At 56.7% G+C, this 19,532-nt stretch carries 21 protein-coding genes; 14 read left to right on the top strand and 7 right to left on the bottom strand.

Annotated elements, in window-relative coordinates; genetic code table 11:
* Window positions 1-5 precede the first annotated feature (5 nt).
* Window positions 6-671, bottom strand: coding sequence for a hypothetical protein (locus K5845_RS05540; protein ID WP_287958547.1), 666 nt, complete (start codon window positions 669-671; stop codon window positions 6-8).
* Between the two features lie 380 nt (window positions 672-1,051).
* Here K5845_RS05540 and K5845_RS05535 point away from each other — a divergent pair, with 380 nt between their 5' ends.
* Complete coding sequence (locus K5845_RS05535; RefSeq protein WP_046475199.1) at window positions 1,052-1,648, top strand: NnrU family protein; 597 nt, start codon at window positions 1,052-1,054, stop codon at window positions 1,646-1,648.
* Window positions 1,649-1,695: 47 nt separating this feature from the next.
* Here K5845_RS05535 and K5845_RS05530 read toward each other — a convergent pair whose 3' ends face one another.
* Window positions 1,696-3,315, bottom strand: a complete 1,620-nt coding sequence (locus K5845_RS05530; RefSeq protein WP_287958546.1) for a L,D-transpeptidase family protein — start codon at window positions 3,313-3,315, stop codon at window positions 1,696-1,698.
* Between the two features lie 406 nt (window positions 3,316-3,721).
* On the opposite strand from K5845_RS05530, the gene panB reads away from it, so the two are divergent.
* From panB to K5845_RS05485, 9 genes are all read left to right on the top strand, one after another.
* Entirely contained in the window at window positions 3,722-4,618 is an 897-nt protein-coding gene (gene panB / locus K5845_RS05525) for a 3-methyl-2-oxobutanoate hydroxymethyltransferase (RefSeq protein ID WP_046475203.1), read from the top strand.
* Between the two features lie 273 nt (window positions 4,619-4,891).
* Window positions 4,892-5,686: a tetratricopeptide repeat protein gene (locus tag K5845_RS05520; RefSeq protein WP_046475205.1), complete on the top strand. Its 795-nt coding sequence runs from the start codon at window positions 4,892-4,894 to the stop codon at window positions 5,684-5,686.
* A gap of 11 nt (window positions 5,687-5,697) precedes the next feature.
* On the top strand, window positions 5,698-7,074 hold the full coding sequence (locus K5845_RS05515) for an outer membrane protein assembly factor BamB family protein (protein ID WP_046475207.1): 1,377 nt from the start codon (window positions 5,698-5,700) through the stop codon (window positions 7,072-7,074).
* A 142-nt stretch (window positions 7,075-7,216) separates the two neighbouring features.
* A complete protein-coding gene (gene der / locus K5845_RS05510) occupies window positions 7,217-8,614 on the top strand; it encodes a ribosome biogenesis GTPase Der (RefSeq protein WP_046475211.1) in 1,398 nt (465 codons plus the stop codon).
* Window positions 8,615-8,757: 143 nt separating this feature from the next.
* Entirely contained in the window at window positions 8,758-9,072 is a 315-nt protein-coding gene (locus K5845_RS05505; protein WP_052743571.1) for a hypothetical protein, read from the top strand.
* Between the two features lie 301 nt (window positions 9,073-9,373).
* Complete coding sequence (locus tag K5845_RS05500) at window positions 9,374-9,826, top strand: DNA polymerase III subunit chi (protein ID WP_046475217.1); 453 nt, start codon at window positions 9,374-9,376, stop codon at window positions 9,824-9,826.
* A 98-nt stretch (window positions 9,827-9,924) separates the two neighbouring features.
* A complete protein-coding gene (locus K5845_RS05495) occupies window positions 9,925-10,779 on the top strand; it encodes a 23S rRNA (adenine(2030)-N(6))-methyltransferase RlmJ (protein ID WP_090227868.1) in 855 nt (284 codons plus the stop codon).
* 337 nt (window positions 10,780-11,116) lie between these two features.
* On the top strand, window positions 11,117-11,332 hold the full coding sequence (locus K5845_RS05490; protein WP_046475222.1) for a cold-shock protein: 216 nt from the start codon (window positions 11,117-11,119) through the stop codon (window positions 11,330-11,332).
* 253 nt (window positions 11,333-11,585) lie between these two features.
* Window positions 11,586-11,900, top strand: coding sequence for a hypothetical protein (locus tag K5845_RS05485; protein ID WP_076605258.1), 315 nt, complete (start codon window positions 11,586-11,588; stop codon window positions 11,898-11,900).
* A gap of 373 nt (window positions 11,901-12,273) precedes the next feature.
* Here the strand turns inward: K5845_RS05485 and K5845_RS05480 are convergent, their stop codons facing one another.
* On the bottom strand, window positions 12,274-12,573 hold the full coding sequence (locus K5845_RS05480; RefSeq protein WP_046475228.1) for a hypothetical protein: 300 nt from the start codon (window positions 12,571-12,573) through the stop codon (window positions 12,274-12,276).
* A gap of 280 nt (window positions 12,574-12,853) precedes the next feature.
* On the opposite strand from K5845_RS05480, the gene K5845_RS05475 reads away from it, so the two are divergent.
* Window positions 12,854-13,210, top strand: coding sequence for a hypothetical protein (locus tag K5845_RS05475; protein WP_052743572.1), 357 nt, complete (start codon window positions 12,854-12,856; stop codon window positions 13,208-13,210).
* Window positions 13,211-13,396: 186 nt separating this feature from the next.
* Window positions 13,397-13,702, top strand: a complete 306-nt coding sequence (locus K5845_RS05470; RefSeq protein WP_046479734.1) for a hypothetical protein — start codon at window positions 13,397-13,399, stop codon at window positions 13,700-13,702.
* Between the two features lie 9 nt (window positions 13,703-13,711).
* On the opposite strand, the gene K5845_RS05465 is transcribed toward K5845_RS05470, so the two are convergent.
* The 4 genes from K5845_RS05465 to chpT form a co-directional block, all read right to left on the bottom strand.
* Window positions 13,712-14,512 carry an ABC transporter permease gene (locus tag K5845_RS05465; RefSeq protein WP_046475231.1) on the bottom strand — a complete coding sequence of 267 codons (801 nt, stop codon included), beginning with the start codon at window positions 14,510-14,512 and terminating at the stop codon, window positions 13,712-13,714.
* The gene (locus tag K5845_RS05460; protein WP_082100906.1) at window positions 14,509-15,132 is read right to left on the bottom strand and encodes an ABC transporter ATP-binding protein; all 624 of its coding nucleotides are present in this window, start codon (window positions 15,130-15,132) and stop codon (window positions 14,509-14,511) included. The genes K5845_RS05465 and K5845_RS05460 overlap by 4 nt, the downstream gene beginning before the upstream one ends.
* A 127-nt stretch (window positions 15,133-15,259) precedes the next feature.
* Window positions 15,260-15,640 (bottom strand): response regulator, encoded by a 381-nt coding sequence (locus K5845_RS05455; RefSeq protein ID WP_090227863.1) that lies wholly within the window; start codon window positions 15,638-15,640, stop codon window positions 15,260-15,262.
* Window positions 15,641-15,766: 126 nt separating this feature from the next.
* Window positions 15,767-16,405, bottom strand: a complete 639-nt coding sequence (gene chpT / locus K5845_RS05450) for a histidine phosphotransferase ChpT (protein ID WP_046475237.1) — start codon at window positions 16,403-16,405, stop codon at window positions 15,767-15,769.
* Window positions 16,406-16,779: 374 nt separating this feature from the next.
* On the opposite strand from chpT, the gene K5845_RS21190 reads away from it, so the two are divergent.
* Together K5845_RS21190 and K5845_RS05440 are read left to right on the top strand one after the other, a co-directional pair.
* Window positions 16,780-17,781, top strand: coding sequence for a DUF1134 domain-containing protein (locus tag K5845_RS21190; protein ID WP_052743573.1), 1,002 nt, complete (start codon window positions 16,780-16,782; stop codon window positions 17,779-17,781).
* Window positions 17,782-17,952: 171 nt separating this feature from the next.
* A complete protein-coding gene (locus tag K5845_RS05440) occupies window positions 17,953-19,524 on the top strand; it encodes a coiled-coil domain-containing protein (protein ID WP_052743574.1) in 1,572 nt (523 codons plus the stop codon).
* The last annotated feature ends 8 nt before the right edge of the window (window positions 19,525-19,532 follow it).

Genomic DNA, 19,532 nt, shown 5'->3' with positions numbered 1-19,532 from the left:
CGGTTTCAGTCTAGTCGCCACCGTGGTTTGGTCAGCGCAGTTCGGGTGGGTTCGCTAACGGCCGGAGCTTCCAAAGCGGCGTTTTTCCGGAAGGCAAATTTTTCGTTGCCTGGAATTCCAAACAGGATCGCGGCTGCGATCGAGATAATAAAACCGCCTACGATGATTGTGATAAGCCAGGACGCGATACGGCGAAGGCCACGATTGCGCCGCGCGCGTCGCGCGGTGAGCAGCCAGTTCGTATTCTCAAGATCCGATGATCTAGCGCCCGCATTTTTTGTGTTGGGCCAAACCTCTTCCTCTGCGTACTCGTCTACGAAAAAGAGGCTGTCTGTCTCTCCCGTTTCCTCGATCGTCTGATTCAAGGTTGAAGGATGCGGCCCGACGAAGGGCAATGTACGCGCTGGAGGTTCGGGGGCTTCGATGTCTGCGTAGGCGTGCGAACGTTCTGTCTGATCGTCGAAGTGACGATGTCTCATCGGTCGACGGGACAAAACAGCAGATAATTCCTGCTCAAGGCGCCATTCGACGTCAGAAGGTACTGTTGGCGTCGGGGGGTGTTCGGCCTGTCGCTGTAATGGATTGAGGCGGCGACGCATGCGAGGCGGGGCGGTCGCCCGTGCCTTGGTTTCCTCGTCGGATCGGGCTGAGCCGCGGAACAGGGACATCATAGCCCCTCCTCCGACCGGCGATCGGTGAGGAGTCGGCAGACCACGGCGCATCCCGTGGCTTCGGGTGAGCGAGTACGCACGAACACCGTTCCCGGCCCATCGCCGCCGCAGCCCGGGCCCTAGCTTATTGCCACATAAACCACGATTGGGTCCCTCAACCCTCCCGTGAGGTGAAATTATACTGCATGTCGCATTTCGGCAATACGTGTAGATTTCCACAGCTTATCCGATTGCCGTGAAGAAAAGGTGGAGGCAGCTTTTGCGGCAGAATTCAGGTATTCAGCCAAGGAATTACCTGGAGCTTAATGACGGTGGACATGCATCGCCGCGTCTGATGTGCGTTTCTACACCGTGTCTCGATCGAGGGGAGAACACTGACGATGATGCTGCTCATAGCCGGGCTTGCGCTTTTTTTTGCGATCCATCTGGTGCCAACGAACCGCCCATTGCGCGATGGTCTCGCAGTGAGATTTGGCGAGATGGGCTACAAGGGAGTGTTCTCCATTGTGGCCCTTATCGGTTTTGTGATGATCGTTCTCGGCTTCGCAAAAATGCAGGCCATGTTGGGATCAAAGAACCCGATACTCTGGTATCCGCCCACATGGACGCGGCACGTGGCATTCACCCTCATGCTGCCAGCGATGATCCTCCTCGTGGCCGCCTATATTCCCTCACGCATTCGGGCGGCGGTGAAGCATCCCATGCTGGTGGCGATCAAGATTTGGGCTCTGGCGCACCTGTTGGCCAATGGGGATGTCGCTTCGATCGTCCTATTCGGCAGCTTCCTGGCGTATGCCGTTTACGACCGGATTAGCCTCAAACACCGTGGAAACATGGGGGCAGGTGGCGCTAATGCGCCGGTGATCAACGATGTTCTCGTGGTTGTGTTGGGTCTTGGGCTTTATGCGGCGATGCTGTTTTGGGGACATGCGTGGCTAATCGGCGTGCCGCTGGTTGGTGGGGCAGGCGGAACCTGAGCGGAAGCGGGTTCTGGGTGGCCGCTCACGTGGCGGCCACTGAGCTCTTAACGGAACTCTACGATCAAGTCCGTGTACTTGCCGGTTTCGTAACTTCTGCCTTCATCAGTAATGATGATGGAGGAGCCGGGCTTTAAATGTTCGGCGAGTTGATCACGGATTTCCTGGGGAATGTTGACCCGTTCGATTGCGTTCCCTGGTGTCTGCTTTGGAAGGTTGGCCGTCTGGATTACTTCGCCTTTCGTCTTTGACGATTTCCTAGAGACGCTGCGTGTCGTTGCCGTCACCGCATGCCACTCCAAATCCGCACCGTCTTCCGTATAAGCCAGCGCCGTAAAGACGTGCGTGCCGACCGGCGCATCCGGATGCTGAAATTCAATGGCAGCTTCGAAAATGTCGTCGTAGCCCTGACGCACATACATCTTGCTGGCTTTCCGGCTCAGTAGGATTGAGATCGGCTTATCACGACGCGCATCAGCTTTCTTGGCCTTGTCCAGCGCGGCTGATGCTGCGACTGCCGCTTTGCGGGCAGCGATGTGCCGTCTCAGAATGCCGTCACGATGGTCTTTGGCTTGACCGGCAGCCAACCGCCGGTCACCGATCAGGCGTCGCAAGTTTTTTTCATCACTTAGAGCAAGCTCGTAAGTGGCAATCTGTTCCAACATTTTTGTTTCGAGGGTGTCTTCCTCAGCCATCGCTTTTGCGATGGCCTCCTCACCTTCGACCTGAGCGTTCTTTGTCATGAACGCGAGCATTTCATCGGCCGTTTTGCTTTTTGCTGATGCGGTCGCATCGATGAGACCATGGACGTTGCCCAGTTCCACTTCCGCGGTTTTTACAGCCTCGATGGCGGAGCGCAATGCGAGATTGGCTGACGTCAATTCGGCCCCGATCTCCTGTTCTTCGTTGCGGCACCGGGTGAGAGTTGCTTCAAGATCAATCAACTCCTGTGCACGGGCTGCGGCGACGGATGCGCGGGTGCGTTTTTCACTGCCAAGCGTTTCGGCTGCATTTGCCGCCGTTACACCAAGGAGAAGATCTGTGCTGTGGGGCGTCGCGCCAGGGCCAGCAGTTTGAACCAAGCTAGCTGTTTGTACGGTGGCTGGCGGGTTGCCTGGCGGCAAGGGTTTCAGAAGCGCTGGATGGGCGATCCGGACCGGGGCCACCGGTTCATCCGTCACGATAACGCGACCACCGAGATTTGTTAGGCCGAAGAGATATCTGGAAAAACTGCTCGGAAGTCGAATGCAGCCGTGTGACGCTGGGTATCCGGGTAACGGGCCGGCGTGGAGAGCGATGCCCGACCACGTCAGACGCTGCATGTTGGGCATGGGCGCGCCACCATACAGGTTCGAATAGTGACGGCGACGCTTTTGCAGGATCGTGAAGATGCCTTTTGGGGTGCGGTAGCCTGCGCGGCCTGAAGAGATAGGCGCAGAAGAAACGAGTCCGTTTGCGTCGAAGATGTGTAGCCGTTGTCGGCGTAACGAGACCACGATCGTTAATGGCCCGGAGACTTCTTCAGCCGAACTTTGCGGCGTGTTCGAGCGCTTTTTCGCAGTAGCATCAGTTATCGGAGCAATGCCAGCTAGGAGTGCCAGCGTTAACCCTAACAGGAGCCCACGAGGCTTCCAGTTGCGCCGTGTCGGCGACCCCATCCCCGTCATAAGCAAATCAACCCATCTCAAAAAAAGCGAACGCAAAATATTACTGGCAGTATAGGAATCCGATGGCTAACCGTCGGTTACTGCTCGCACCTTTTTTGGTTATCAGGCGGCTTGGCGATCATGCAACTCGATCCTCATTCTGAATGTCAGGTCGCTGGCAACATGTTGCCGAAGTTCAACGTGCCGGCTCCGGACTGCTCAATTTTCAGGCGTACGCGTCAAAGTCTGGTATACCAGGGAGCGACCTGATTGACGGTAAGGCGTATGTAACGTCTCGCCTCGACGGGTTAGAGTGAATGGGGTTTGAAGAGGAATGCGTTAGCGGCGACCGTGATCGCCATGCTTTCCAGAGCCCAGTCACCATCAAAGCGCAATCACGATGATCCGACACCGGAGTAGCTAATTTATGTCTTCGCAATCTTTTCCCGGGCAGGGCTCGGTTAAACGGCTGATGGCGCCAGATATCGCGAACCTGAAGGGACAACGGCCGATCGTATCGCTGACGTCCTATCATGCGCACACGGCCGCAATTGCCGACAAATATTGCGAGTTCCTTCTGGTGGGGGACAGCCTTGGCATGGTTATGCACGGCTTCGAGACAACGGTACCGGTGACGCTGGATCTGATGATCATGCACGGTAAGGCGGTGGTGCGCGGATCTAAGCGGGCGCTGGTTGTCGTAGATATGCCTTTCGGTAGTTATGAAGAAAGTCCGCAGATCGCATTCCGGAACGCGGCGCGGGTGATGAAGGAAACAAACTGCGGAGCAGTGAAGCTGGAAGGCGGGCGCCGGATGGCGGAGACGATCCGTTATCTGGTTGACCGCGGTGTGCCGGTGCTCGCGCACATCGGCCTCACGCCCCAATCAATCAATGTTATCGGCGGCTTCAAGGCGCAGGGGCGCCAGCGGGAGCAGTGGGAGGTCCTGGAAGACGACGCCCGCGCGGTTGCTGAGGCCGGGGCTTTCGCCGTGGTCCTAGAAGCCCTTGCGGAGCCGCTGGCCCGGCGGATTACGGATGCCATTCCCATACCGACCATTGGTATCGGCGCTTCCGCCGATTGCGACGGTCAAATTCTCGTTATGGAGGATATGTTGGGGCTGTCGCCGCGTGTTCCTAAATTCGTTAAGGAATTCGGCAGGGTCGGGGAAGCGATCGAAGGAGCGATTGCGGCTTATGCCGATGAGGTCCGGGCCCGCAGTTTTCCGTCTACAAAACACACCTATGAGATGAAGTCCGGTGCGACGGGCGGTTCTCCGGAGGTTGTTGGGGGAGAAGGCTCGAACAATGCCAAGCGGGGCTAACCCAAAGAGCCACGAAAAAGCCCAAAAACCCAACCACCTAGTGGTGAATGTGCTTGGGCTGACTTAGGGTTGCGGTATGCCTGAGCGTTGTGGTCCTTGAGTGGGATCAAACGGATCTTTGGTGCGACAAACCCCAGCGTTGTCACGACGGTTGGTTGTGTTGTTGCCACGGTGCGGTATTTATGCCCAAGTCGGGTGTATGTATCGGATGCGCAAAGTTTGATCGCGCGTTCGGCAGAAGCAGTGATCTCAACCCCAAGGGCATAAGCGATAATGGTCGACAGTAACGACTCCTTTTTGCGCGAAATCAAACAGGAGCTCGAGCGAGAAAAGTTCGAGCGGATCTGGCAACGCTACGGCATCTTTATAATTGCCGGTGTGGTTTTGGTTCTCGCCGCTGTCGGTGGGTACCAGTGGTGGCGCGCTCATACGCTGTCGATCGCCCAGGAGGCCGGGGCACAGTACGAGGTCGCATTGGAACAGGCGACTTCCAATAAGCTTGATGAAGCTGCGAAAGACTTCGAAAAGGTCGTCGAGACTGCGCCCAAGGGCTATGCCACGCTCGCTGAATTGCAGCTCGCTGCAACGCATCTAGAAGCGGGTAAAGAGACGGAAGCTCTCGCGACTTTTGAGAAGGTGGCCAACGACGCCGGCGCTGATACTCTCCTTCGGGATTTCGCTCGCTTGCAGGTTGCCGCAATTCAATTGGGGAAAGCGGACTGGACCGAGATGGAGAATCGGCTCACCGACTTGACGGGTGCTGGCAACGCTTGGCGCCATAGCGCACGCGAATTGCTTGGTCTGGCCGCGCTCGGTGCCGGGAAGTCAAAGGAAGCGCGCGAATATTTTGAGTCTGTCCTCGGGGATCCCGAGGCGCCGCCTAGCATTCAGGAGCGCGCCCGTATCCGTATGGAGAGTATCGTTGCTGAGGACATGAAAGCGTCAAAGCAATCGGATCCTGTTACGGAGGGTCAGGGTAAGGCAGCTGGCGACGACAAAAAGGCCGAGGAGGCCAAGTCGGTTTCTGACGGCCAGGCGAAAAGCCAGCCGGAGGAAGCAGGCAAGTAGGGGACTACGGAATGATCGGTCGTGCACTTGCGCTCATTATTGCAGGCGGCTTCGGGCTTGGCTTGGCCGGGTGCGCGGACAGTATGCCGAGCTTACCGAAAATCTCAGAACTTAATCCCTTCTCTGAGAAGCAGCAGCCTCTGCCCGGTCGACGTTTGCCTGTCTTGAACGCTCAAGAGAAGGTTGTCGGTGAGCTTGCTTCCGCTGATACCCCTGTCGCCTTGCCGCCGCCGCGCGTCAATGAGGACTGGGGACAACCTGGCGGAGACCCTAATAACTCGCCTGGCCATCTTGTTCTTAATACCAGCGTCAAGCAGATCTGGACGGCGGATACGGGTGACGGATCGAGCTCCAAGGGGCGCGTCACGGCGAGCCCTGTCGTTTATCAGGGGCGCGTCTACGCGTTAGACGCTAGTGGGAACGTCAGCGCGTTTGCTGCGACGGGTGGCTCTGCGATCTGGCGCTATTCCCTGGTTCCAGAAGCCGAAGCCAATGCAGGCAGCGGTTTCATGTCGGCGTTTGCGATGTCTTCAAGTGCGCAGGGCGGCTACGGTGGCGGTATCGCGGCTGAGAATGGCCGCCTATATGCCGTCAGCGGTTTTGGAAAGATCGCCGCACTCGATCCGGCATCAGGTAAAGTGATCTGGGAAAAAACGCTCGGTACGCCCGTTCGTGCGGCGCCTACGGCATCCGGGGATCGGCTGTTCATCATCAGTATGGATGGTCGCTTTTATTGCCTGTCGGGTGCCGATGGCAGTGAATTTTGGGCTGTTCGTGGCTTGCCGCAACAGGCAAGTCTCGTCATGAACGTTAGTCCGGCGGTAGATGGCGAGATTGTTTCCGTTCCCTATCCATCCGGTGACTTGATGACGTTGAAGATTGCCGATGGGTCGTTGTTGTGGACCGAGAACTTGGCGCGTACCCGCGGGACATCGCAACTCGCATCGTTGAGCGATACCGCGACACCGGCAATTGATACGGGGACAGTATATGCCATCGGGCATGCCGGGCGTATGGTTGCCACCAGTGCGACGACGGGGGAGCGGTTTTGGTCGCTTAACATCCCGGGCACGCAACGTCCCTGGGTCGCGGGTGACAGTGTTTTCGTTGTGAACACGTCGGGACAGCTCATGGCCATCACGCGGACCGATGGCAGTGTGCGTTGGACGACGAAGCTACCTGGTGCCAAAACGTGGTCTGGCCCGACACTTGCCGGCGGCCAGCTGTGGCTAGCATCCGATAAGGGATTGCTTGTTAGCGTTGATGCCAAGACCGGCAAGGTCAATACTCAGCAGAGCGTTGGTGGCCCCGTATTCATTGCGCCGGTCGTGGCTCAGGGACGCATGTTTATTCTCCGCGACGATGCGCATCTGGTGGCGCTGAATTGATTTCTCGTAGCGATCGAAGTTTTTTGGTATTTGAGCATTACTCGACCGTGTCCGGGGTGTTAATCCATCGGTGCGGCCTTAATCTTGTGGCGTGTGTACCAAAAGCCGGGTCCGTACATAGTAGGCCGGTGCAGGAACGTTGATGGCGGACCAAATATCTACCAATGCGCCGGCTATCGCTATCGTTGGCCGTCCGAACGTCGGTAAGTCGACATTGTTCAATCGGCTTACGGGGCGAAGAACTGCGCTTGTTTCAGACATGCCGGGCCTGACGCGGGACCGCCGAGATGGTGTTGCGGACTTTGGCTCCCATACCGTCCGGATAATCGATACCGCGGGATTGGAAGAGGCCGGCGCCGGTTCCATTGAATCACGCATGCGCGAGCAGTCCCAGCGTGCGATTGAACTGGCGGATGTCGTGCTGTTTGTGATCGACGCACGCGATGGTGTGACGGAAGCGGATAAGGCATTCGCGCAGATTGTTCGCCGGTCTGGGCGCCCCACGATTTTGGTTGCCAACAAATGCGAGGGACGTGCGGGGCAAGATGGCTTCTTCGAGGGCTTCGAACTTGGCTTGGGTGCGCCGGTACCGATTTCGGCCGAGCATGGCGAAGGGATCGCTGACCTTGTCGATGACGTGATGTCGGCGCTCGGCCTCGAAGCGAATTTTAAGACCCGAAAGGGTGAGCGTGGTTCTGAGCCGGAGGTGGCGGACCTGGAGCGACCGCTAAGGGTTGCTATTGTCGGCCGGCCAAACGCTGGAAAATCGACTCTGGTCAATGCGCTGCTGGGTGAAGACCGCATGATCACGGGGCCCGAACCGGGGCTTACACGAGATACCATCTCAAGCGATGTCACCATTAATGGCCGGAGCATTCGCCTATTCGATACGGCGGGTTTGCGACGCAAAGCAAAGATCAATGAGTTGGCCGAAAAGCTGTCGGCCAGCGATACGATTCGGGCGATACGTTTTGCAGAAGTCGTTGTTTTGATGATCGATGCGGAGCGTCCGTTCGAGCATCAAGATCTGACGATTGGAGACATGGTCACGCAGGAAGGCCGGGCGCTCGTCATCGCGGTCAATAAGTGGGATCTCGTTACGGACAAACAGGCCCAGCTCAAAGCGCTACGTGAGACGGTCAATGAACGTCTGTCGCAGGTGCCAGGCGTTAAATTGGTCATGATATCAGCGTTGGCGGAACGCGGGCTCGACAAGCTGACACATGCGATTTTTGAGACTTATGCGACCTGGAACCGGCGAATTGGTACGCCCGATTTGAACCGTTGGCTGCAAGAAGCGTTAGCTCGTCATGCGCCGCCGGCAGCCGCCGGACGTCGCATCAAAATTCGATTCATAACGCAACCGTCGGCGCGACCACCGACGTTTATTGCATTTTGTTCACGGCCAGATGAGTTGCCGCGCAGTTATCTGCGTTACCTAACCAACAGTCTACGTAGTGCGTTCGACTTGCCCGGAGTACCTATCCGCCTCAATCTCAGAAAAGGTGAGAATCCGTATGCGCCGTCCAAGAAGCGTTAGAGGCGCGGGAGTTGTTTACTGTGGGCGTTGCGTCGAAGAGCTGAGTTTGTGAGTTCTATGCCAGGGGAAGATCAATCACGTGATCTTCGCATTGTGCCGGCGATGCGAAGTCAGAACAGGTGCAGGTAAAGGATCGACACCATATGAAGATATTTGCAGTTCTATCGAAGATGCAGTTTGCCCGATCGGCGGGTTTGGCGATTGCTGGACTAGCCGTTGCAAGTGCGGTCTTCGTAGGCAGTGCGGAGGCGCGAAAAGTTTCGGACGCCGTGAAAGTGGCGTGCAGCGGTGATTACAGTCGCTTGTGCAATGGCTACGAAGTCGGATCGCAGAAGCTGGACAGCTGCATGCGTACGAATGGCAAGCGTTTATCGCGGGTGTGTGCAGATGCATTGCACCGTGAAGGTCATATGACGCGCGGCGAATATTCGAAGTGGCGGAAGTCCAACAATCAGTGAGTTGATGCCGGCGGATCAAATCGTCGGATTCTAGTTGGAACGAGGGTTTAGCGGAACGCAGTGGGCGGGAGCCCCGGGAGCGCAAGCGCTTCTCCGAAGGCTCGCCGCCCACACGGACGTCAGCCGAGTGTCTGGCGCCGTTCCGGACATGGTTAAATAGTTTATACTCCGGTCCCGTTCAAGAGCTGTCTAGCCAGCTCCACGGCGTCGTTCGTTGTTTTCAGTGGCTGTTTGAATGGCGTCGCGTAAGACCGGGTGGAGCTCATTTTGATCGGTAAACGGCGGGGCGGGCGCGGCTAAAATCGGAACTGAAGTTCTATTTTATCATCTGGAGCGTCAGCCTCTTGAGCGGGTGTTGCCGAGCTTGCTTGAGAAGACGATCGAGCGTGGCTGGCGCGCTGTGGTCCAATCGGGTTCAGAAGAACGGCTCGAAGCCTTGGATCTGGCGCTTTGGACTTATCGCGATGACAGTTTTCTGCCGCATGGGCGCAGGGCAGATGGGCACAGCGAATTACAGCCGATATATCTGACGACGGATGATGATACGCCAAACGGCGCTGGGGTTCGTTTTCTTGTCGATGGGGCGAGCGCGAGCACATTTGATGGTTTTGTTCGCATCGTCTTTATGTTCGATGGTCGGGACCCCGAAGCCTTGGACCACGCGCGCGGACAGTGGAAAGCTGCAAAATCAGCGGGGTGTACAGTGACCTACTGGCAGCAGAACGGCGATGGCCGTTGGGAAAAGAAAGCCTGATACTTGGCCATGGTCGTATGGTTTGGGGAGCTTCTGTTGCGGAAGAATGCGGCGGGTTGGTTGTCGTCCTCCCATGAGATTCTTGCCGGTATAGAACGATGAATTACCGTCACGTTTATCATGCGGGGAATTTCGCCGACGTCATCAAGCACGTGACGCTCAGTCTCGTCATTGAATACCTGAAACGAAAGGCTTCTCCGTTTCGCGTTATTGATACCCATGCGGGGATTGGGCAATACGATCTCAATTCTGAGGCTGCCGGCAAAACCGGTGAATGGCGCGAGGGTATCGGACGGTTATGGGGGCAAGATCTTCCCGACGGCATCAAAGAACTTCTTGCGCCCTATTTCACAAGCATACGGTCCGTGAATGGAGACGGAGAGTTGCGTTGTTATCCCGGCAGTCCATTGGTGGCGCGGGGGTTGATGCGCGCGCAGGACTCTCTGGTCGTCAACGAGTTGCATCCTGAGGATTACGCGGCACTCGTTAGAATTCTGCGTGGCGACGTGCGCGTGAAAATCTTGAACATTGATGGTTGGATTGCGCTGCGATCCCTGTTGCCGCCGAAGGAGCGACGGGGCGTCATCCTGATCGATCCACCGTTCGAAGTGGCGGGAGAGCTTGATCGGCTCGTGAGCGGGTTGAAGGATGGACTCAGGCGCTTTGCGACAGGCACTTATCTGCTGTGGTATCCTATCAAAGGGCTGCCGGCCGTTGAAACTATGAAGCAGCGGGTTGCTCAGCTGGGTATCGACAAGCTTTTGTGCGCGGAGCTTTTCGTGCATCGGCCCGGTGACGAGCAGCGCTTAAATGGTAGTGGACTGCTCATCATCAATCCTCCCTATTTTCTTGATGCACATCTCGGGAAGATATTGCCTTTTCTGGCCGAGAGGCTTGCGCAGTCTCGTGAAGCGCGTTCTCACCTCACTTGGCTGGCTGGCTCTAGCAATTAAATAGCCCCCATTTGCGCTAAAGTAATTAATCTAAATAATCCATTTTTGATTATTATTTAATCTTGCGTCCCTTGTGGCGAGGGCGGATACTCAAAAAGTTTTGGACTAACCCCAAGAAACACACGAATTGAGCGTCGGGAGGGTCTTGTGCCTGCTGCCCAATTTTCAGTTTCTTATTCTGTAATTGTTTGGGATCCATCCGCTCCGTTGTTCTGTAGTAATGCGATGGGCCAATTAGAGTTGATTTGTTTCCCGCGTGTTTTGGTCGGGAATTTCATTCGGGCTCACCTGCTACATGCGACGATAATCGCGTTCGGTTCCGAATAGGTGGTTCGATATGCGGCAGACTGGGACAGTGAAGTTCTTCAACGGCCGAAAAGGGTTCGGTTTCATTATTCCGGATGAGGGGCAGGCTGACGTGTTTGTTCACGTTACCGCGGTGGAGCGCTCTGGTATTGGCCAACTCGGCGAAGGCATGAGGGTGTCGTTCGAGGTGGAGCCGGACCGTCGCGGCAAAGGCCCCAAAGCGATTAATCTGCAAATGGCTCAGTGAGCCGGGTCCACTCGATGTGGTCCCTGGTTCGACGTTGTCTCAGACGCTCCAGACGGCGCCTGAAAGAGCGGCTCTTGTTACTCTTGCGAGCCTAATGGGGCGCGGCAGCGCTTGTCGCATGTGCGCAACGCGCGTGATGAAAAGAGTACTCCAACCACCGAAACGTGTGGGCATGCGATGTGCAACCGACCGCACTTCATGCAATGTGACTGGTTGTGCGGACGTGTTTCGCAAACATCAGGAGAGACGAGTTATGACAAAGCTCAGGCAGTTCGCGATGGCGTTCTCTGCCGGCGTCGGATTGATGGTGGGGATGAGCCTATTGTCGGCTGACGTGGAAGCGCGTGAGTGCTTCAAGAAGGCCGGACAAGGTACCGCCGGATCCCTAGATGGCGCCAAGTTCCAAGTTGATGAAGTGCTGCTTCAGGCAACGGATTGGGGCGCGTGGGCCGAGTGGATGGCAACCGGCAAGACGAGTGGCTATGATTTTGGCCCCCGTAAATACAAATGCAAGCAAGGCGGTCTTGGGTACGAGTGTTACGGCACCTCGACCATTTGTAAAAAGTAAGATCTCTAAAACGATACGATCAATACATCCCATATGAGGTGGGCTATGCGGATTCACATTCTGACAGCTGCATTCGTTTCAATAGTTTGCTGTGTGAGCACCGGTGCTCAGGCGGGAAATTGCGTCCGCGCCGGTGGTGAGGCGACCATGATCACAGAGGATCTGGCGAAGTTCATGGCCAACGCCGCGCTAAAAAACCAGATCAGCGCCAATAGCTGGAAACCGGCGGGGCAGGTGAACATGACTTGCACAGGGGCTACGTTCGGTACGCATTGTGTTGCGCACCAAAAAGCCTGCAAATAGTCGGTGAAATTGATTTCACAAGAGAGCGGGCGTTTCTCTTTCCGAGAAGCGCCCGCTCTCTTTTTTCTGCCTATGCGCTACGTGATGTTGCGTTGCGGATCGCCGCGATAATTCCCGAAATGATGGCGCCGCTACCGGCACCCATGCCCAATTGGCTCAAGATCTGCTGCCAGTCAACGGAGCCGGCAAGATCAATGGCCTGTGCGGGAATGCCAAGTTTGGGGAGGACATAAGCGCCAATCGCGCCGCCGATAGCTCCCAGAACGGTGTTGCCGAGCGTGCCTGTTGAGAGCGCGCGTGAGAGCTGACCGACGATGTTTCCACCGATAGCCCCACCTAGTGCTTGAACGAGCAGAGAAACGATATCCATAATTCATGCAACTCCCGAAAGAGCTTGAGGGTGACGATGTTGGTTCGGATGAAGATTCGTCTGAACCAGCAATCGTCGAGTAAACGCATTATGCGACAGACAGATAACGCATTAATGAATTATAATTCCTATGGCAAATATGCTCGATTCGGGCCAGCCCCATATATGCATGGAGACTGTACAACCTGGAACCGTAGACATTGTTTCCGGTTCTTTACAGAGTGCTGACGAGTTCCGGTTTAGTGTGGCGGCTAAACGTCAATGTGAGTGAGGTCGAGTTATGATGCGTTTGTGTGTGTTGGCGGCATTGCTGTGTAGTTTTGCCGTTTTCTCAGTGTCCGCAGAGGCCGGTTCGCGGTCTCGCTGGTCTAGCGCTGAAGGCGCTCACCCAAAATCGAGCTACTATCGTGGCGGTGGTGTAAAGGTTAAGGGGTATGTGAAGCGCCGTGGCGGCTACTCATACAACTATAGCGACACTGTAAATACCTACGGCAATGCCCGTTCGATTTTCGGTAGCGTTAACAGCTATCGTGATCCTTCCGTTGATCAGCAGAGCGTGATGGGGCCGTTCGATCACGGGTTTTTCTTTGATAGCCCGGCTGCCTTTCATGGTGGCGACTCGCCGTATATGAACTGATCTGCCGGTTTCAGACCTACAAAGCGCCGCTATCCTGGTATTGGGGAGCGGCGCTTTTGCTTTCCCGCTAGGATTGAGCTGTTGTCCTGCTGCAATTGCCATGGGGAAACCCGTTTGGGCCTCTAGGCACGCCAAACGCTGGCGTCTATAGGAGATGAACAGGGTTAATTTTTCCAGGGTACAGCCATGTCCACGCGTGCATCGATGTTGTCGGCCGTCCTGGCGACGATCGCACTTTCCTTCATTGTCGTCGCTCCCGCGCAGGCCAAGTGCACGCGCCTTGCGTTCTCGGTCAATGATTATGGCAAAGACGGGCCGACCAAAGACGCTAAGGATCTCCTCGACAAGTACATCAAGGAATGGACGAGTGAACGGGGCATCTCAAAATATCGCACGGGCAAAAAGGACGTGTCGTGCGAGCTGTTCCTGGACTTGATTATCTTTGATGAATACACGTGCCGTGCCGAAGCCGACGTTTGCTGGGACGGCTGATCTGCGGGCTTAGGCTTCTTTCTCAAGACGGTCGAGGCGCAAACGGTGTCGATTGTCTGAGAGGAGAAGCGCGGCTGCATAACCGGCTATGACAACGCCGAGGGCCGTCGCGCCGGCAATAATGAACATGATCATGATTTGATACTTCGCCGCCTCGATGGGGTCGAGGCCGGCGAGGATTTGTCCCGTCATCATGCCTGGTAGGCTGACGACGCCAGATGCCGCCATTGCATTGAGGATTGGCATCGTTCCGGTTCGCAGGGCCTGTCGTAGCGTTTCGCTCAGAGCTGTGAAGCGGCTGTGACCCAAGGACAATCTGGCTTCTATTGCTGCGCGGTCGCGGGCGGCCGATTCTGTCAGCGTGTTTAGTGTCAGGGCAATGCCGGTCATGGTGTTGCCAAGCACCATTCCCAAGATTGGTAGAATGTAGCGCGGGTCGTACCATGGATTTGGACCAATAATGGCCGCGACCGCGTAGATCGTGGTGAGTGTGCCAACGAATAAGAGCGTGCCCGAGCCGAGCAGGTAGCTCGTAAACCCCGTAAAGCGCCGGGACTGGCGTGCACGGATTTCGTATCCAGCGACAGCGATCATGATCGCGGCGATGAGTGCAGTCCACAGCGGGTTGGATTGGGCGAAAATCCAGCCAAGCACGTAGCCGATCAACGCGAGCTGCAGCACCATTCGCAAAGTGTTGAAGGCCAGCGTGCGCCCCAGTCCCAAATGGAAGCCCCATGAGATGGCGGCGTTCAGCAATATAAGCGCGGCGGCGAGTGCTAGGTCCCAGACGCTAAGATCGATGTAGGTCATTGCGGACCCCTCAAGGCTCGTGCCTTCGTATTGTTCGTAGGTCCGAGTTGAAGGCGCGCATCGGCGAGACGTGCGATCTGAGCGTCGTCATGGCTTACGATGATCACCGCACGATTGCTGATGAGCTGGTAGCGTATCAGTTCCTCAACGAGTGCTGCATGTCTGGCATCAAGAGCCGATGTCGGTTCGTCCAGGAGCAGAACTCTCGGTTCATCGACGAGTGCGCGCAACAAGGCCAAACGCTGCCGTTCGCCTGTTGAGAGTTGAGAGATGGGGCGGTCGATGAGTTCCGGGCCCAGGCCCAGGCTGGTCATCGCGCGTTCAACTTTTTCCAATGCGCCTTCGTCAGCGGGGAAGGCCTGACGCGGCGTTGGTGTCCACCAGGCCGGTTCTGCCGCGACGTAGCGCACCATCGAACGCCACCTTGGTGCCGGCATCTCACCGCGTTCGGCTCCGTCCAGGAAGATCTGCCCAGGCGTCGGGTCAAGATCGGCTATGGCGCGCAGCAGTCGTGTTTTGCCTGAACCGGACGGGCCTTCAACCGCGAGGCAATGCCCCTCCGCGACGATGAACGTCAGGGGCGGCAAATCCGGGATCTTTAAGTGCTCGACGCGTAGCACGGCCAGGCAAACCTCGGGTGAAATGCTGAGGTCGTGAATTAGCAGTCGTGGAACGACAGGGCTAGGCCGATTTCCTCTACGGATAGGGATAGCGACGAGGATTTGTCCCTGGTCGGAGTGTCGTACTTCAAGTGGATGCAAGTCTGGCTTGGGCAAACTGATCGAGCTTTGCGGTCAGTGTCTGCCGATCAAAGGGCTTGAGCAGGAAATCTGTGATGCCGGCGGCATGGGCGCGTGTCAGATCTTTGATGTCGAATTCGGTCATCATGTAGAGGATCTGCGGGCCGCCTGCAGGGCAGAGCCCACGCAGCCCTTCAAGGAATTCATGCGCGCTCATTCCTGGAAGCTGCCAGTCCAAGAGGATAAGGTCAGGCATCCGAGCGGTGCAGGTCTGAAGAGCTTGTTGAGCGTCTTCAGCTTCGATCACCATATAACCCGCACGCTCGAGGAACTGACTCGCGACTCTGCGAACGAGTTCGGCGTCATCGATGACCAGACAGCACTGCATGGATGAAATCTCAGCATCAAGGGGAACGCCACGCCTAGCGGCAGTATCGAAGGCGCGGCAATGCTCTCGGCAAATGGTTAAGTTTAGGTTTTGTTACGAACAACCTGCGCCCTGGTTCGCCTATGCCTACGGTACCGCCGAAATGATGATGTCGTCGCCGTCCTTGATAATCTCTAGTCGCATCATGGTGGCTTCAGACAAGCGCCACGTGTAGTACGCCTGGATATTGAGAGCGTTGAATTCGGTGGGCTCTTCTCCGGCGACGAACTCGGTCAGGTATTGCGGCGGGCGTGCGCCGGTACCTGTGCAGCGCAGTGCGAATGCTGGTTGCTCCAACTCTCCTTCGATCGAAACGCGGATCTCTCCACCGCGCGGCAGAACGGTGATTGCCGAGGAGATCATATTAAGGAGCAGTTTGACTTTGTCCTTGGCCATATGGCCGGGCGGTCCGACCCAATTCAGGACGTGCTTGCGTTGACCGACATAGGCGCGTGAAATCTGCTCGGCCGTCCGCAGATCAATCTGTGCTCCGGCTGACCCCGCAGCACCAAATGCGAAACGTGCAAATTGCAGGCGCGCAGAAGCCTGTTCGGTCACATTGCGAATGACATCGAGCGCGTAGGACTGGGCTTCGGCATCATCGTCTTCGTCGAGTATTTCGAGGCCGTTATAGATTGCGCCAACCGGACCGATGATGTCATGACAGATCTTGCTGGAGATCAAGGCGGCAAGCTCAAGATCGGTTGGTGTCTGAATTTCACCCATTCGGTGCCCCCTCGTCGGCCCGTTTACCGCGGGCATCGGTGATCAGTTCTGGAGTAAAGCGGCGGCTCGCCAGCGTATCAGAAGCGTGGCGACGCGAGCCAAACGGGGGCCGCTCGTAAATCCTATAGAACCGCAGAAATACACGGCGTTGCGCGCCGATGCAAAGGCTCCGCAGGGTGCGAATTGTCCGTTCCTGCGGTTTCAGGGTAGCTCGGGGGCGAAACCCAGGCTGGTGTGGCCCCCCGGCATCGCGCTCGGCCACACTTTGGTAACAACTTCCGAGCAAAGATTCATTAACGCTATTGGCTGCGTCGTTCACTATAAGTCGGCGCGCGTTCAATTGCTCATTGACCCAGATCTATCGGATTAAAAAGATGCTTGGATATTGGACGGCGCGGTTCGCGACGTTAGCATTGGGTTTCGCGCTTGCGTTCGCTTATGCGGGCGCCGCCGATGCGCAGGATAGTTATTCGGGTTCCCAGTACGACGTCTATCGAGAGGCACCCGATCCTGATGCCGTCGCGGCTGATTCGCGGTATGGCACGCCGACTCAGGGACCGTCGAACCGAAGTTATTCAAACGGGGGCGGGTATTCCGGAGATGGCGGCGGCCAGTCGTATGGATCCGGCGAGGCGTACCGCCCTAACAACACATACGGCTCGAACGATACTTACCGATCGAACGATGCATATCAGTCTCCACAATCGGGTGGCGGGTATGGTTCGGGGAGTGCGTATAACAATGGTCCGGACTATGGCAGCCGGACAAGCCGTTACGATAGCGGCGGCCGTGATTATCGCGACAATGGTCGCTACGATAGCGGGCCTGGCCAGTATGCCGACGAGCCTTATGATGACCGTGCTCCCCGTAACTATCCACAAGACGACGGTGGTGGAACCTACAGCCAGAATGAAATTCTTGGTGCGGGGCATCAGTTTTTTGGTTCTGTGAGCAAGGGGCTGGCCAACGTCATAGAATATGCATTCAAGCAATCGGGCCGCCCTAACGGCTATATTCTTGGGGAAGACGCAGGCGGCGCATTCGTTGCTGGTTTGCGCTACGGCGAGGGGCGTCTACACACGCGACGTTGGGGAACTCACAAAGTCTACTGGCAAGGGCCATCCGTCGGTTACGATTTCGGTGGTGACGGTTCCAAGACAATGGTGCTCGTATACAACATGAGAGACCCGTCGGATATTTATCATCGTTTCGGTGGCGTACAGGGGTCGGCTTATGTGGTTGGCGGCGTCGGTATTCAGTTCCAGACTTATGAGCATGTCACGATGGCGCCTATTCGCGCGGGAGTGGGGCTTCGGCTGGGTGCGAATATTGGGTATCTGAAGTACACTCGGTCGCCGACTTGGAATCCATTCTAAGGGTGTGACCGTCGCGATTTCCTCTTTCCACATGAGGCTGTATGGTCGTACTGGAACACGGTCCCATTTGGACCAGTAGCCGGTGGGTTGCGGGGAAACACGTGGAGTGCCTTCGCTCATGATGCCGAGGCGTTACGAAGTTGATGTTGAGAAAAAGCCGAGGATGAGCGGGTGATATCGATCCAGTCGTTCATGCTGATCGCGCTCGGCTTTCTGATCGCTGCCCTTATCGGATTGCTGATCGTGCCGGCTTATCGGCGCCGTACCGAGCGGCTGGCGGTTGATCGTCTCAAGCGCGCTATGCCGCTAACCGAAGCAGAAATTCGCGCCGATAAGGACCGGTTGCGTGCGGACTATGCCCTGACCATTCATGAGCTCGAGTACAAGCTTGAAAAGGCGACGCTGGCCTCGGCACGGCAGCGTGTTGAGATCAACCGTAGGGATGCCGTTATTAGCGGGCTTGAGGGCGAAGTTGAACGCTTCCATACTTCGCAGGAAGAGTACGAGAATGCACGGCGTGTACTTGAGCAGACAATCATGGATCGCTTGCCCAAGGTCGAGCAGCGTCTCGCAGAGGCGCGTAAGCTACTGATGCAACGTGATCGAGAGATTGGCGCGCTTGCGCAGACAACCCAGAAGCAAGCTCGCTCACTTGAGGACGCAACGCATCTCAATTCGCAAACACGAGATGAGGTGCATCGGCTGACAGCAGCGTTGAACGTGCGCTCTCTGCGTGGTCGCATGGGCCTGGGGATGCGCAAGTCGTCGGATGTCGAGGACGAGGTTGCACTGCGGACCGAGCTAGAGGCGCTTAAGGCCAAGACGCGTGATCAGGCCGCTCAGATCACACGTCTTGAAGGACTGCTTGCGCGCGCAGGTAATGCGATGGGTGCAGGATCGGACGAAGGTGCCGATATGACCCCGGTCAAGGTCCGCCGCGCGGAGGAGGAGATCAGCCGTCTTCGCAACGAGCTGGAGGAAGCGGAGACGGCGCTGCGGTCGTCGAAAAGTTCTGCCGAGGCCGGGAAACAGGAGCGTGCACGGTTTGAAGATGAGATCCGTGCGCTGAAGGCTAAATCAGAAGATCAAGCTGCTGAGGTTGGCCGTTTAAGGGCCGGGCTGGCCGTCTATCAGGAAGCGGAGAGGGAACACAAGTCTCTGGCTCAAAGTAAGGTTGCTATGCAGGCGCGCATTGCCACGCTTGAAGCGCAAACGGTGGATCAAGAACAGAAGATCCAGGGACTCAAGTCGGAGATTGCGGCGGCCAATGAACGCACAGCGTTGCAGGCTGCGCACTATACGGAGGAGATGCGGCGTCTCGGCGCCGCGCGTGGTGCATCGGCGGGCGGAGAAACGCGTCGTGCGGCTAGTTCTTCTTCACCATCGACGTCTGAGGCTGCTGCTCGTCGGTCGTTGAGTGACCGTATAGGCAGCCTGAGTGTCAGTCCTGATCGTAGTAGCGAGGCAAGCGGCGAAGGGTCATCCAGGAGCTCTGGTGACATGTCGCGCGCTTCGGGATTTTTGAAAGCATTGGGCGGTAACATACCTCGTCAACCGGCTGAGGTTTCGATTACGAGGAACAATGGTTCGGCGGAGGATCATCATCAGGGTGACGAGGGCGCGAAGACAAATGCTGCCTCTGCCGGAGCGTCCGATATCTCAACGCAGGATGAAGGTACAGAAGGAGACCGTCCAAGGGGCGGTCTTTTGGAGCGTATTACCCGCCTCGACCGCGCAGACTGACCGAGCAA

The organism is Filomicrobium sp. (assembly GCF_025698805.1).
Lineage (GTDB): Bacteria > Pseudomonadota > Alphaproteobacteria > Rhizobiales > Hyphomicrobiaceae > Filomicrobium > Filomicrobium insigne.
Note: the sequence above shows the minus strand (reverse complement) of the source record. Positions and strands in the feature narration are given on the sequence as shown.